Here is a 12,407-nt window from a genome sequence, read left to right as displayed (position 1 = left end):
CGCCCGCCGGACCACGAGAGAGACACCAGAGAGACACCATGGAACTGACCACCGTCTGGTTCGCCCTGATCGCCGTCCTGTGGGTCGGGTACTTCTGCCTCGAGGGCTTCGACTTCGGAGTCGGGATGCTGCTGCCCGTGCTGTCCCGCAACGAGACCGAGCGACGCGTCATGATCAACACCATCGGGCCGGTGTGGGACGGCAACGAGGTCTGGGTGCTCGTGGCGGGCGGCGCGACCTTCGCGGCCTTCCCCGAGTGGTACGCCACCCTCTTCAGCGGGTTCTACCTGCCGCTGCTGATGATCCTGGTCGCGCTCATCGTGCGCGGGCTCTCCTTCGAGTACCGCCACAAGCGTGAGGCCGACAGCTGGAAGGGCCGCTGGGACCTCGCCATCATCTGGGGGTCGTTCGTGCCGGCGGTGCTGTGGGGCGTCGCCTTCGCCAACATCGTCGCGGGCGTGCCGATCGACGCCGACAAGGAGTTCACCGGGACGCTCCTCACCCTGCTCAACCCCTTCGGCCTGCTGGGCGGGCTCGTCACGCTGACGCTCTTCGCCACGCACGGCGCGATGTTCGTCGCGCTCAAGACCGACGGCGACATCCGCCACCGCGCCCGCGACCTGGCGGTACGGATCGGCGCGGTCGCCGCCGTGCTGGCCGTGGTCTTCCTGACGTGGACGCAGCTGAAGACGGGCACCGGCGTCTCGGCGGTCGTCTTCGTGGTCGCCGCGCTGTCGCTCGTCGGCGGCCTGCTCGCGGCGGTGCGCGGCCGCGAGGGCTGGGCGTTCGTCGGCACCTTCCTCACGATCGGCCTCGCCGTCGCCGGCCTGTTCGTGGCGCTGTTCCCCGACGTGATGCCGTCGACGACCGATCCCGCCTTCTCGCTCACCACCACCAACGCGGCGGCGACGGCGTACACGCTGAAGGTGATGACGTGGGTCGCGGTCGTCTTCACCCCGATCGTCCTCGGCTACCAGGCGTGGACCTACTGGGTGTTCCGCAAGCGGATCGCGGTGCACCACATCCCCACGCCGGTCCTCGCGGACGCGGCGAAGTGAAGCCGGTCGACCCGGCGGTCCTCCGCCACCTCCGTCCCGCGCGCGGTGCCCTGTCCCTGGTCGTCGCGAGCGGGGTCGTCGGAGGGCTGGCCACGGTGGCGCAGGCCTTCGCACTGGGTGCGCTCGTGGTCGCAGCCGTCACCCCGCCGGCCGGCGGCTGGACGGGTGCCGCGTGGGCGTTCGCCGGTCTCGTGCTGCTGCGGACCGGTGCGGCGTACGTCGGCCAGCGGGCGGCGGCCCGTGCGGCGGGCGAGGTCTCCGGGGCGCTCCGGCAACGGCTCCTGGACGCCGCACGCCGCAGCGACGACCTGTCGCCCGCCCGCCTCGTCGTGCTGGCCACCCGCGGCGTCGCCGGCGTCGAGCCCTACGTCACGCGCTACCTCCCCGCGCTCGTGCCGGCCGTCGTCCTCCCCCTCGTCGCGCTCGCCGCGATCACCTGGCTCGACCCGCTCTCGGGCCTGGTGGTCGCGCTGACGCTTCCGCTGGTCCCGGTCTTCGCCGTGCTGGTCGGGCTCACGACCCGCGACCGCGCCCGCACGCAGTGGCGCGCGCTCGAGGCGCTCTCGGGGCACTTCCTCGACGTGGTGCGCGGGCTGCCGACCCTCGTCGCCCACCGCCGCGCCGAGGCGCAGGTCGCCACGATCCGGTCCGTCACGCACCGCTACCGCCGCGCGACCGTCGACACCCTCAAGGTCGCCTTCGCCTCCTCGTCGGTGCTGGAGCTGATCGCCACCCTGTCCGTCGCACTGGTGGCGGTGACGGTGGGCCTGCGGCTCGCGTCGGGGAGCGTCGGTTTCCAGGTCGCCCTCACCGTCCTGCTGCTCGCCCCCGAGGCCTACTGGCCGCTGCGTCGCGTGGGCGCGGAGTTCCACGCGGCAGCCGAAGGCACCGCCGCCCTCGCCGACGCCGACGCCCTCCTGGCGCGGGCCGGCCTGGTCGAGACCGGTACGGCCCTGCCCACCGCCACCGGGCTCGTGCTGCGCGACCTCGAGATCGGCCACTCCCCCGGCGCTGCCCTGACCCGTCCGCTCGACCTCGAGCTGCCCGACCGGGGCCTGGTCGCCATCGCCGGGCCGTCCGGCTGCGGCAAGTCGACGCTCCTGGCGACGATCCGCGGCGAGCTGGCGCCCGTGGCCGGCGACGTCCGGCTCGGCGGCACCCCGCTCGCCGACCTCGACCCGGGCTGGTGGCGCAGCCTGGTCGGGTGGGCACCGCAGCGACCGTGGCTGCTGGCCGACACCGTCGGCGCCAACCTGCGGATCGGCCGCCCCTCGGCCGGCGACGACGAGGTCTGGGAGGCCCTGCGCAGCGTCGGCCTCGCCGACGTCGTACGCGCCCTCCCCCACGGCCTGGAGACGCCGCTCGGCGAGGACGGTGCCGGTCTGTCCGCCGGCCAGCGGGCTCGCGTCGCGCTCGCCCGCGTCGTGCTCGCCGGACGTCCCGTCGTGCTCCTCGACGAGCCGAGCGCCCACCTCGACGAGGAGACCGAGCAGGTCCTCCTCGAGACCCTCGCCCTCCTCGCGGAGCGCAGCCTGGTGCTCGTGGTGGCCCACCGGCCGGCCGTGCTCGCGGCCGCCGACCGGGTGGTCGAGCTGGTGCCGGCGACCGCCACGGTGGCCGCCCGCGACACCCGACCGGCTGCTGCGGACGGCGTACGCCCTCAACGTCCGGCGGCCCCTGCGGTGGTCCCGGACGAGGACGACGAGCGTCAGCCGCGGTGGGGCATCCGGACGGCCACGCTGCTCGGTGCCCTGTCCACCGCGTCCGGCGTCGCCCTCACTGCGACCGCGGGCTGGCTCATCACCCGCGCCAGCGAGCAGCCGCCGGTGCTCTACCTGATGGTGGCGATCGTCGGGGTCCGCCTCTTCGGGCTCGCCCGCCCGGTGCTCCGTCACGCCGAGCGCGTGCTCAGCCACGACGTCGTCCTCCGCGAGCTGGCCGAGCGCCGAGCCAGGGTCTTCGCCGACCTCGTCCCGCTGGTCCCCGGTCGCCTCGGCCCGCGCCGCGGTGACCTGCTCACCGGTGTCGTCGACGACGTCGACGCCCTGCTCGACGACCGGCTGCGGGTGCGCCAGCCGCTCGTCACCGCGGCGCTGGTCGGCGTCGGCGCCGCCGTGCTCACCGCCCTCGTCGCCCCGGCGGCGGGCGCGGTCGTGCTGCTGGTCGCCGGATCGGGGGCGCTCGCGTTCGTGCTCGCCCGCCGCGGAACCGCCGCCGCGGAGCCGCTCGTGGTCTCGCACCGCGCACTGCTCGGGACCCGGGTCGAGGAGCTCGCGCACGGACTGCGCGAGCTCGAGCAGTGGGGCGCGACGGACCGGGCCCTCGACGCCGTCCGCCAGGAGGCGGCGGGGGTCGCCCGGGCCGTACGACGCTCCTCCCGCGCCGTCGCGACCGGCACGGCCCTCACCAGCGCGGCAGCCGGGCTGGGCGTGGTCGCCGTGGCCGCCCTCGTCGACCCGGCGGCCACCTCCCCCGCCCGCCTGGCCCTGCTGCTGCTCGTGCCCCTCGCCCTGGCCGATGCCGTCGGCGGGCTGGCCGACGCAGGCGCGCTCTCGGTGCGTGCACGTGCGGCCCGCGAGCGCCTCGACCGGCTCGCCGTCGCCGCGCCAGCGGTCAGCGACCCCGCCGCTCCCCTGCCCCTGCCCGACGGCCACGGCGTCGTGGTGCACGGTGCCGAGCTGGGGTGGACCGACCGCCCGGCACTGGCGCTCGACCACCTCGTCCTGCGTCCGGGTGAGCACCTCGGGATCACCGGGCCCTCCGGGTGCGGGAAGTCCACCCTCGCCGCCACCCTCGTCCGCTTCATCGACCCGGTCAGCGGCGAGGTGCTGCTCGACGGGACCGACCTGCGGCGGCTGGCCCTCGACGACGTACGCCGCCGGGTCGGGCTGGTCGACGACGACCCCCACGTCTTTGCCTCGACGGTCGCCGAGAACGTCCGGCTCGCCCGACCGGACGCCGAGGACGACGAGGTCCGCGCGGCGCTGGACCGGGCGTGCCTCGGCCCGTGGGTGGACGGCCTGCCCGCCGGCATCCACACCCACGTCGGTGCGGGCCGACGCGAGGTGTCCGGAGGCGAGCGCGCGCGCCTGGCGCTGGCACGCTCGCTGCTGGCGGACCCGCCAGTCCTCGTGCTCGACGAGCCGACCGCCCACCTCGACGGGCCCACCGCGCGGGCCGTCGCCGAGGAGATGCTCGACTCGGCGGCCCGGGTCGGGCGCTCGATCCTGTGGATCACCCACGGCACGGTCGGGCTGGACGCGATGGACCGGGTGGTGCACCTCGAGGCGGGGACGGACGCCTCGGTCAGTCGGCCTGCTCTCGCGGCGAGCGCAACGGGAGCGTGAAGGTGAACGTGCTCCCCTGACCCAGCTCGGAGGAGACCGACAGGGTCCCGCCGTGCGACTCCGCGATCCGCTGCGCGATCGGGAGCCCGAGCCCGGTGCCCGGCACGGAGAGCGCGTTCGGGTTGGTGGAGCGGTGGAACGCGGAGAACACGTGCTGCTGGTCGGCCATCGAGATGCCCAGGCCGGTGTCGGTGACGTCGACGCTCACCTGGTCGTCGCCGACCGTCATCGCGACTGACACCGACCCGTCCTCGGGCGTGTACTTCACGGCGTTGTCGACCATGTTGTCGATCACCCGGGCCAGCTCCTCTGGGTCGCCGAAGACCACCACCGGTGTCGTCCCAGGTCGGTCGAAGTGGAGTCCGACGCCGGCCTGCTTGGCGCGGATGCTGAGCAGGTCGACGCTGGCCTCGCACAGCTCGGCGATGTCGACGGCCCGGCGCACCGTCTCGCGCCTGCCCTGGATCCGCGAGTAGTGGAGCAGGTTGGCGACGAGGTTGTTGAGCCGGCCGGCGTTGCGGATGATCGCGTCGATCGAGGAGAGCTCGGGGTGCCGGTCGGCGAGGAGCTCGGCGTGGCCGAGGATCGCGGTGAGCGGCGTCTTGAGCTCGTGGGAGATCGTCGCGATCAGCTCGCTGCGGTAGCGGGCGAGCTCGCGCAGCTCCTGGACGAGGCGCTGCTCGGTCTCCAGGACGCGGGAGGCGCGGACGGTCTGGGCGAGGAGGCGGCCCACCTCGAGCACGGCGTCGGCCTCGTTGGCGGTCACGGCGCGGGCGTGGCGGGCGAAGCCGAGCACGAGGTAGCCGACCAGGTCGTCCTGCGACACGAGCGGCGACACGAGCGCACGGTCGACGCGCATGCCCCGCATCAGCTCTTGCATCCGGGCCGCACTGCGGGGCAGCTGCGGTGACGACGGGTCGTCGACGCCGAGCTCGATGAGCACGGGGAGCTCCTCGAGGCGAGTGAGGTCCTCGCGGATCTCGGGCACGTCGTGCTCGGAGGTGAAGGCGTACGGCGTCCCGACGCCGAGCTGGCTGCCCTGCGCGTCGGAGGGGAACGTGCGCACCACGGTCTGCACCGTGCCGAGGGACTCGGCGACGGCCACCACGGCTGCGCCGAGCGCCTGGGACAGGTTCTGGGCGGTCGAGGCGCCGGCCACCGTGGTCAGCATCCGGTCCAGGCGCACCCGGTCGGTGAGGCGCTCGCGCTCGCGTGCGTTGGACAGTGCGACGCCCGCCTGCACGGCGAACATCTCGAGGAGCTCGCGGTCGGCCTCGTCGGGCACCCGGCCGTCGGCCGGGAGGTCGACCGCCATGTTGCCGAGCAGCTCGCCGCCCGCCGAGTAGAGCGGTGCGTAGAGGGCGTGCTCGGGGTGCCACGCGTCCGGGTCACCGGTCGGCTGGAACTCGGGGACCCACGCCGCCTGCAGCCGCGCCGCCGACATCCGCCCGGCCGGGACGAAGCGGAGGATGCCCCACTTGTCGGCCTCGCGGAACTCGTCGAGGATCTGCTCGGCCGGGGTGCGGCGGTAGAGGATCTGCGCGACCACCTCGGACGGGCCGGCGACGTTGGTCATCACCAGCACGTCGCCCTCGAGCCGGGCGATGGCGGCGACGCCGTAGCCCAGCACGTCGACGACCCCGTGGGCGATCTCCTCGAGGATCACCTCGGTGTCGGTGGAGGAGTTCACGCGCCGCATCAGCTCCGCCAACCGGCTCAACGCACCCTGGCTGCGCGGCATGCCCCACCTCCCCACCCAGGTCCGACGGCCCGCAGCTGCTGGTACCGCCGTACGCTCCCGCGTCGATGCTAGGGCCGTCAGGCCTCGATCACCACAGGAATGATCATCGGACGCCGGCGGTGCGCGCGGTTGACCCAGCGACCGACCACGCGGCGGATGGTCTGCTGGAGCTGGTGGGAGTCGGTGACGCCCTCCTGCACCGCCGCGGCGATCGCGTCGATGATCGGCTGCCGGATCTCGTCGAACGTGGTCTCGTCCTCGGCGAACCCGCGGGCGTGGATCTCCGGGCCGGAGGCCACCTTGCCGGTCACGGAGTCGACGACGACGATGACCGACAGGAAGCCCTCCTCGCCGAGGATCCGGCGGTCCTTCATCGAGGCCTCGGAGACGTCACCGATGGTCGTGCCGTCGACGAAGACGTAGCCGACCTCGACCTTGCCGGAGATCTTGGCGACACCGTCGACCAGGTCGACGACCACGCCGTCCTCGGCCAGCACGACGTTCTCCACACCGGTCGCCCGGGCGAGGTCGGCGTTGGCGCGCATGTGGCGGACCTCGCCGTGGACCGGCATCACGTTGCGCGGCTTGACGATGTTGTAGCAGTAGAGCAGCTCGCCGGCGCTGGCGTGGCCGGAGACGTGCACGAGCGAGTTGCCCTTGTGCACGACGTTGGCGCCCAGTCGGGACAGGCCATTGATCACGCGGTAGACCGCGTTCTCGTTGCCCGGGATGAGCGAGCTGGCGAGGACCACCGTGTCGCCCGGCTCGAGGTGCACGAAGTGGTGGTTGCTCTGGGACATCCGGCTCAGCGCCGCCAGCGGCTCGCCCTGCGAGCCTGTCGAGATGAGGACCTGCTTGTGGGGCGGGAGGTCGGCGAGCTCCTTGGCCTCGACCATCACGCCGGGCGGGACGGTCAGGTAGCCGAGCTCCTGCGCGATGGCCATGTTGCGCACCATCGAGCGGCCGACGTAGCCGACCTTGCGGCCGTGCGCCACGGCCGCGTCCAGCACCTGCTGCACGCGGTGCACGTGCGAGGCGAAGCAGGCCACGATGATGCGCTTCTCGCTCTTGGCGAAGACGCGGTCGAGCACCGGCGCGATGTCCTTCTCGGAGGTGGTGAAGCCCGGCACCTCGGCGTTGGTGGAGTCGGTGAGGAACAGGTCGACGCCCTCGTCGCCGAGGCGCGCGAACTCGTTGAGGTCGGTGATCCGACCGTCGAGCGGGAGCTGGTCCATCTTGAAGTCGCCGGTGTGGAGCACGACGCCGGCACCGGTGCGGATGACGACCGCGAGCGCGTCGGGGATCGAGTGGTTGACCGCGACGAACTCCAGCACGAACGGGCCGAAGGTGATCGTCTGGCCCTCGGCGACCTCGTACTGCGCCGTCTCCTTGAGGCGGTGCTCGCGCAGCTTCGAGCCGAGCAGGGCCAGGGTCAGCTTGGAGCCGACGAGCGGGATGTCGCCGCGCTCGCGCAGGAGGTACGGCGTGGCGCCGATGTGGTCCTCGTGGCCGTGGGTCAGCACCAGCGCCTCGACGGCGTCGAGGCGGTCCCTGATGGGCTCGAAGTCGGGGAGGATCAGGTCCACGCCGGGGTGGTGGTCCTCGGGGAACAGCACGCCGCAGTCGACGAGCAGCAGTCGACCGTCGTACTCGAAGGCGGTCATGTTGCGGCCCACCTCGCCCAGCCCACCGAGCGGGATGACCCGGAGGCCTCCTGCCGGGAGGGGGGCGGGCGCGCTCAGGTCGGGGTGGGGATGGCTCAAGGTATTCCTCGGGTTCGTTGTCAGTGGTTCAGATGAGGCCGGCGGCAGCCAGGCCCGTGCGGAGCGACGCGACCTCGTGGTCGTCGAGCGCGACGAGCGGGCCGCGGACGCGGCGGTTGTCGAGCACGCCGAGCAGCTCGAGGGCTGCCTTGGCGGTGGTGGCGCCGTAGTTGGGGACGCCCATCACGGCGTCGAAGGCCGGGAGGAGCGACGTGTGGATGCGGAGGGCCTCGGCGTGGTCGCCGCTGACCCAGGCGTCGATCATCGACGCCAGCTGGTCGCCCGCGGCGTGCGCGACGACCGAGACCAGGCCCACGCCGCCGTAGGCGAGGTAGCCCAGGGTGGCGACGTCGTCGCCGGAGTAGACGGAGTAGCCCATCTCCACCAGCTGGGCCGTGCGCGGCAGCAGGCCGGAGGCCTCCTTGACCGAGGTGACGTGGTCGTAGCGGCGCATCGCCTCGTAGGTCTCGAGCTCGATGAGGCTCGCCGTGCGGCCCGGCACGTCGTAGAGCATGACCGGGAGGTCGGTCGCCTCGGCCACGGAGGTGAAGTGGTGCTGCAGGCCGACCTGGCCGGGCTTGTTGTAGTAAGGGCTGACGAGCAGCACCCCGTCGACGCCGATCTTCTCCGCCTGGCGGGCCAGCTCGACCGAGTGGGCGGTGGCGTTGGTGCCGACGCCCGCGATGACGCTGGCGCTGTCGCCGACCGCGTCCTGGACGGCTCGGAGGATCTCGCCGTCCTCGGCCACCGAGGTGGTGGGGCTCTCCCCCGTCGTCCCGCTGACGACGACCCCGTCGTTGCCGTGGTCGACGAGGTGCGTCGCGATCCGCGCGGTGCCCTCGAGGTCGACACTGCCGTCCTCGTGGAACGCGGTGGCCATCGCGGTGAGGAGGCGGCCGAACGGGACGGAGGAGCTCATGGTCGAAGGTTATCGCCCCGGTCCGGGATGACCTCCAGCGCCGAGCCGGGTGCCTGTCGGAGGTCTGCCCTACGCTCGCGACATGGCGTACGACGAGGAGCTGGCGCAGCGCATCCACGACCTGCTCGACGGGGAGCCCGGCGTGACGTCGAAGAAGATGTTCGGCGGGCTCGGCTTCATGGTCGACGGGCACATGGCGGTCGCGGCCGGGAGCCAGGGCTCGCTCATGGTGCGGGCCGACCCGGCCGACGGCGAGGAATGGGCCGACGGCTCGTCGGTGACGCCGATGGAGATGCGTGGCCGGCCGATGGCCGGGTGGCTGCTGGTGGCCTCCGAGGGGCTGGCCGACGACGACCAGCTCCAGCTGTGGGTCGACCGTGGCGTCGCCTTCGTCCGGACGCTGCCGCCCAAGTGAGCGCCGACCTCGTCCTCCCGGGGTGGCTCACCCCGGCCCAGCGGTCCACCATCGTGTCCCTCGCCGAGCGCAACGAGGCGGCGCACGGCGACGACCTGCTCGGGCTCGTGCTGAGCGGGTCGGCGGCCCGTGACCTCGCCACCGAGCGCTCCGACCTCGACGTGATCGTCGTGCTGACCGACGAGGCCGCCGCCGGACGCTCGACCGCCAAGTCCCGCGAGGTCGACGAGGCGGTGGACTCCTGGTCCGAGCTGCAGGACGTCCCGATGTTCGGCACCGAGGACTGGTGGCAGCGCTGGTCCTACGCCTGGGCGCCCGTGCTCCTCGACCGCACGGGCGGCGCGTTGGCCGACGCCGTACGCCGCCAGGCGACGCTGCCCCCGGACGAGGCCGACGGCGTGCTGATCGACCACGACCGGCTCGACGGCTGGCTCAACTTCGCCTACCGCGCCCTGAAGAACGACCGCGACGGCCGCCCGCTCGAGACGCGCCTCGACGCGGCCGAGTCGGTGTCGTGGCTGCTCGACGTCGTCTTCGCGATGTCCGGCCGGGTGCGCCCCTACAACAAGTACCTCCCCTGGGAGCTCCGCACCCACCCGCTCGACGGGTGGCCGGCCGACGACCTGCTCGGGCTGGTCGAGCGCACGCTGGCGGGCGACGTGGACGCGATCCGCGAGACCTTCGCCCGGGTTCGCCCGGCCTGTTCGTCCTACGACGCCGCCCGCGGCCACACCCTCACGACCGACATGGTCGAGGGCTGGGGCGAGGAGCTGCGGCTGTTCGAGGTGCGCGCCGGCTGATGGCCGGCTCAGGCCTTGTCGGCCGTCGCCCGGATGACGGGCAGCACGTGGTGCTCGAGCATCGGCGCGAGGTCGTCGGGGTGGTCGTGCAGCGGGGTCCAGCGCACCTCCGCGATCTCGGCGGACGCCACCGGGTCGGCGTCGGACTCCACCCAGAACACCGTCGAGTGCAGCGAGTGGCCGGGCTCGTTGGCCGCCTCGGAGAGGAACTCGCCGAGCAGGGTGGCCGACTCGATCTCCAGACCGACCTCTTCGTAGGTCTCCCGCAGCGCGGCCTCCCGGGCCGACTCGCCGGGCTCGAGCTTGCCGCCGACCAGCATGAACCGCTCGGTCCCCCGCTTGCGGACCGTCAGCACGTGCCCGTCACGCACGAGCGCGACGGCCGCGACGACGATGTGCCTGTCCCGGTCGACCTCCATGGGCCGAGGATCGCAGGTGCGCCCGGACAGCACGCAGCCACCCTGACCGGGGCTTACCCGGCGGGTGGCTGAGTGATGCTGCTCGCTGGTCCGTCAGCCGCCTCTCGGCGAAGGGCCGCTCGTAGCGGCAAGTGGTGAGGCCCGGGGGCTTGATGCGGAGCCAGCTGTCCGGTCCAACGACGACCGGGCCGGGTTCATTCCCGACGCTCCTGTGGTCGCGCGTGACGCCCCACCGCCCCGGGAGGTTCCCCGGATCGCGCCGCCGCGGACGGGCTACGAGCCCAGCGCGCGGCGTACGGAGTCGAGGGCCTCGTCGTCCGTCAGGCCGAGCGAGCGCGCGGTGGCGACGTACGACGACGCGGCCTCGCGCAGCGACCGCTGGACGCCCGACCCGGCGACGAACGTCCCGGCGCGGCCGCGGGTCTCGACGACACCGAGCGCCTCGAGCTCCTTGTAGGCGCGGGCCACGGTGCCGGGCGCGAGGTCGAGCTCGTCGGCGAGGGCACGCACGGGCGGCAGCCGGAAGCCCGCCTCGAGGGTGCCGGCGTCGACCTGCGCCCGGAGGCCGTCGCGCACCTGCTCGAAGGGAGGGACACCGGAGGACGGGTCGACGGCGAGGTTCACGCGGCCGGGTCCATCCGCTCCAGCCACACGCGCTCGTAGCCGTCGAAGGCCTCGCGACGCGTCTCCACCCACTCCCCGGTGGGGAACTGCGGGTAGTGCACGTCCCCCTCGGGCTCGAGGTCGACCTCGGTCAGCACCTGGTGGGTGGCGTGCGGCAGCAGGGCGTCGTAGACCTCACCGCCACCCGCGACCATCAGGTCACCGGACTGGCCGCCGGCCAGCGCCAGCGCCTCCTCGACCGTGTGGGCGACCAGCACGCCCTCGTGGCTCCAGCCGAGGTGGCGGGTCAGCACGATCGTCGTCCGACCGGGCAGCGGCCGGCCGATGGACTCGAAGGTCGTGCGGCCCATGAGGAGGGTGTGCCCCCACGTGAGCTCCTTGAACTGCGCCTGCTCGCCGGGGAGGCGCCACGGGATGTCGGGACCGTTGCCGATCACCCGGTTGCGGGCGTGGGCCGCCACCAGCACGACCCGCTGGTCGGGCCGGAGCGAGCCGGTCATACGGCGATGGGCGCCTTGATGCCCGGGTGGGGGTCGTAGCCCTCGACGGCGACGTGCTCGAGGTCGAAGCCGTCGATCTCGGTGACGGTGGGGTCGAGGACGAGGCGCGGCAGCGGGCGCGGCTCGCGCGAGAGCTGGAGCTTCGCCTGCTCGACGTGGTTGAGGTAGAGGTGGGCGTCACCCATCGTGTGCACGAAGTCGCCCACCTCAAGGCCGGTCACCTGGGCGACCATGTGCGTCAGCAGCGCGTAGGACGCGATGTTGAACGGCACGCCGAGGAAGGTGTCGGCCGAGCGCTGGTAGAGCTGGCAGGAGAGCCGTCCCGGTCCGTTCGGGGTGGGCTCGACGTAGAACTGGAACATCGTGTGGCAGGGCGGCAGGGCCATGTCGTCGACGTCGGCGACGTTCCACGCCGAGACGATGTGGCGGCGCGAGTCGGGGTTGGTGCGGATGCCCTCGACGAGCCGCGAGACCTGGTCGACGTGCCGGCCGTCGGGGGTCGGCCAGGACCGCCACTGGTAGCCGTACACGGGACCGAGGTCGCCGTTGTCGTCGGCCCACTCGTCCCAGATGGTGATGCCGCGGTCCTGCAGCCACTTGACGTTGGTGTCGCCGCGCAGGAACCACAGCAGCTCACCGAAGACCGAGCGTGTGTGCACCTTCTTGGTGGTCACGAGGGGGAACCCCTCGGACAGGTCGAAGCGCATCTGGTGGCCGAAGACGCTCAGCGTGCCGGTCCCGGTGCGATCGGTCTTCTCCACTCCCTCGTCGAGGATCCGATGGAGCAGGTCGAGGTAGGCGCGCACGGGACGACTCTACGG

General features: G+C 73.1%; 11 protein-coding genes. 4 read left to right on the top strand and 7 right to left on the bottom strand.

The window, feature by feature from the left end; all coding sequences use genetic code 11:
- Positions 1-38 precede the first annotated feature (38 nt).
- Positions 39-1,058 carry a cytochrome d ubiquinol oxidase subunit II gene (gene cydB / locus AC1DP1_RS10125; protein WP_477506750.1) on the top strand — a complete coding sequence of 340 codons (1,020 nt, stop codon included), beginning with the start codon at positions 39-41 and terminating at the stop codon, positions 1,056-1,058.
- Positions 1,055-4,405, top strand: coding sequence for a thiol reductant ABC exporter subunit CydD (gene cydD, locus AC1DP1_RS10120; protein ID WP_477506749.1), 3,351 nt, complete (start codon positions 1,055-1,057; stop codon positions 4,403-4,405). The genes cydB and cydD overlap by 4 nt, the downstream gene beginning before the upstream one ends.
- On the opposite strand, the gene AC1DP1_RS10115 is transcribed toward cydD, so the two are convergent.
- The 3 genes from AC1DP1_RS10115 to dapA all read right to left on the bottom strand — a co-directional run bounded on the left by AC1DP1_RS10115 (position 4,365) and on the right by dapA (position 8,828).
- Positions 4,365-6,146: an ATP-binding protein gene (locus AC1DP1_RS10115; RefSeq protein WP_477506748.1), complete on the bottom strand. Its 1,782-nt coding sequence runs from the start codon at positions 6,144-6,146 to the stop codon at positions 4,365-4,367. The genes cydD and AC1DP1_RS10115 overlap by 41 nt on opposite strands.
- A gap of 77 nt (positions 6,147-6,223) precedes the next feature.
- Positions 6,224-7,909, bottom strand: a complete 1,686-nt coding sequence (locus AC1DP1_RS10110; RefSeq protein WP_477506747.1) for a ribonuclease J — start codon at positions 7,907-7,909, stop codon at positions 6,224-6,226.
- Positions 7,910-7,937: 28 nt separating this feature from the next.
- A complete protein-coding gene (gene dapA, locus AC1DP1_RS10105) occupies positions 7,938-8,828 on the bottom strand; it encodes a 4-hydroxy-tetrahydrodipicolinate synthase (protein ID WP_477506746.1) in 891 nt (296 codons plus the stop codon).
- Between the two features lie 82 nt (positions 8,829-8,910).
- On the opposite strand from dapA, the gene AC1DP1_RS10100 reads away from it, so the two are divergent.
- Together AC1DP1_RS10100 and AC1DP1_RS10095 are read left to right on the top strand one after the other, a co-directional pair.
- Positions 8,911-9,243 carry a TfoX/Sxy family protein gene (locus AC1DP1_RS10100; protein WP_300052633.1) on the top strand — a complete coding sequence of 111 codons (333 nt, stop codon included), beginning with the start codon at positions 8,911-8,913 and terminating at the stop codon, positions 9,241-9,243.
- On the top strand, positions 9,240-10,043 hold the full coding sequence (locus tag AC1DP1_RS10095; RefSeq protein WP_477506745.1) for a nucleotidyltransferase domain-containing protein: 804 nt from the start codon (positions 9,240-9,242) through the stop codon (positions 10,041-10,043). The genes AC1DP1_RS10100 and AC1DP1_RS10095 overlap by 4 nt, the downstream gene beginning before the upstream one ends.
- 8 nt (positions 10,044-10,051) lie before the next feature.
- Here AC1DP1_RS10095 and AC1DP1_RS10090 read toward each other — a convergent pair whose 3' ends face one another.
- The 4 genes from AC1DP1_RS10090 to AC1DP1_RS10075 form a co-directional block, all read right to left on the bottom strand.
- Positions 10,052-10,462 carry an NUDIX hydrolase gene (locus tag AC1DP1_RS10090; RefSeq protein ID WP_457190346.1) on the bottom strand — a complete coding sequence of 137 codons (411 nt, stop codon included), beginning with the start codon at positions 10,460-10,462 and terminating at the stop codon, positions 10,052-10,054.
- A 273-nt stretch (positions 10,463-10,735) separates the two neighbouring features.
- The gene (locus tag AC1DP1_RS10085; protein ID WP_457190348.1) at positions 10,736-11,086 is read right to left on the bottom strand and encodes a GntR family transcriptional regulator; all 351 of its coding nucleotides are present in this window, start codon (positions 11,084-11,086) and stop codon (positions 10,736-10,738) included.
- A complete protein-coding gene (locus AC1DP1_RS10080; protein WP_477506744.1) occupies positions 11,083-11,586 on the bottom strand; it encodes a dihydrofolate reductase in 504 nt (167 codons plus the stop codon). The genes AC1DP1_RS10085 and AC1DP1_RS10080 overlap by 4 nt, the downstream gene beginning before the upstream one ends.
- Positions 11,583-12,392, bottom strand: a complete 810-nt coding sequence (locus AC1DP1_RS10075) for a thymidylate synthase (RefSeq protein WP_477506743.1) — start codon at positions 12,390-12,392, stop codon at positions 11,583-11,585. The genes AC1DP1_RS10080 and AC1DP1_RS10075 overlap by 4 nt, the downstream gene beginning before the upstream one ends.
- Between the last annotated feature and the right edge of the window lie 15 nt (positions 12,393-12,407).

Source organism: Nocardioides sp. P4_G10, assembly GCF_056401175.1.
This window is presented reverse-complemented; position numbering and strand designations above follow the sequence as displayed.

Bases quoted from the DNA above. Each gene is read 5' to 3' on its own strand.
- cydB (WP_477506750.1), top strand. From the start codon at position 39: ATGGAACTGACCACCGTCTGGTTCGCCCTGATCGCCGTCCTGTGGGTC.
- AC1DP1_RS10115 (WP_477506748.1), bottom strand. From the start codon at position 6,146: ATGCCGCGCAGCCAGGGTGCGTTGAGCCGGTTGGCGGAGCTGATGCGG.
- dapA (WP_477506746.1), bottom strand. From the start codon at position 8,828: ATGAGCTCCTCCGTCCCGTTCGGCCGCCTCCTCACCGCGATGGCCACC.
- AC1DP1_RS10100 (WP_300052633.1), top strand. From the start codon at position 8,911: ATGGCGTACGACGAGGAGCTGGCGCAGCGCATCCACGACCTGCTCGAC.
- AC1DP1_RS10090 (WP_457190346.1), bottom strand. From the start codon at position 10,462: ATGGAGGTCGACCGGGACAGGCACATCGTCGTCGCGGCCGTCGCGCTC.
- AC1DP1_RS10080 (WP_477506744.1), bottom strand. From the start codon at position 11,586: ATGACCGGCTCGCTCCGGCCCGACCAGCGGGTCGTGCTGGTGGCGGCC.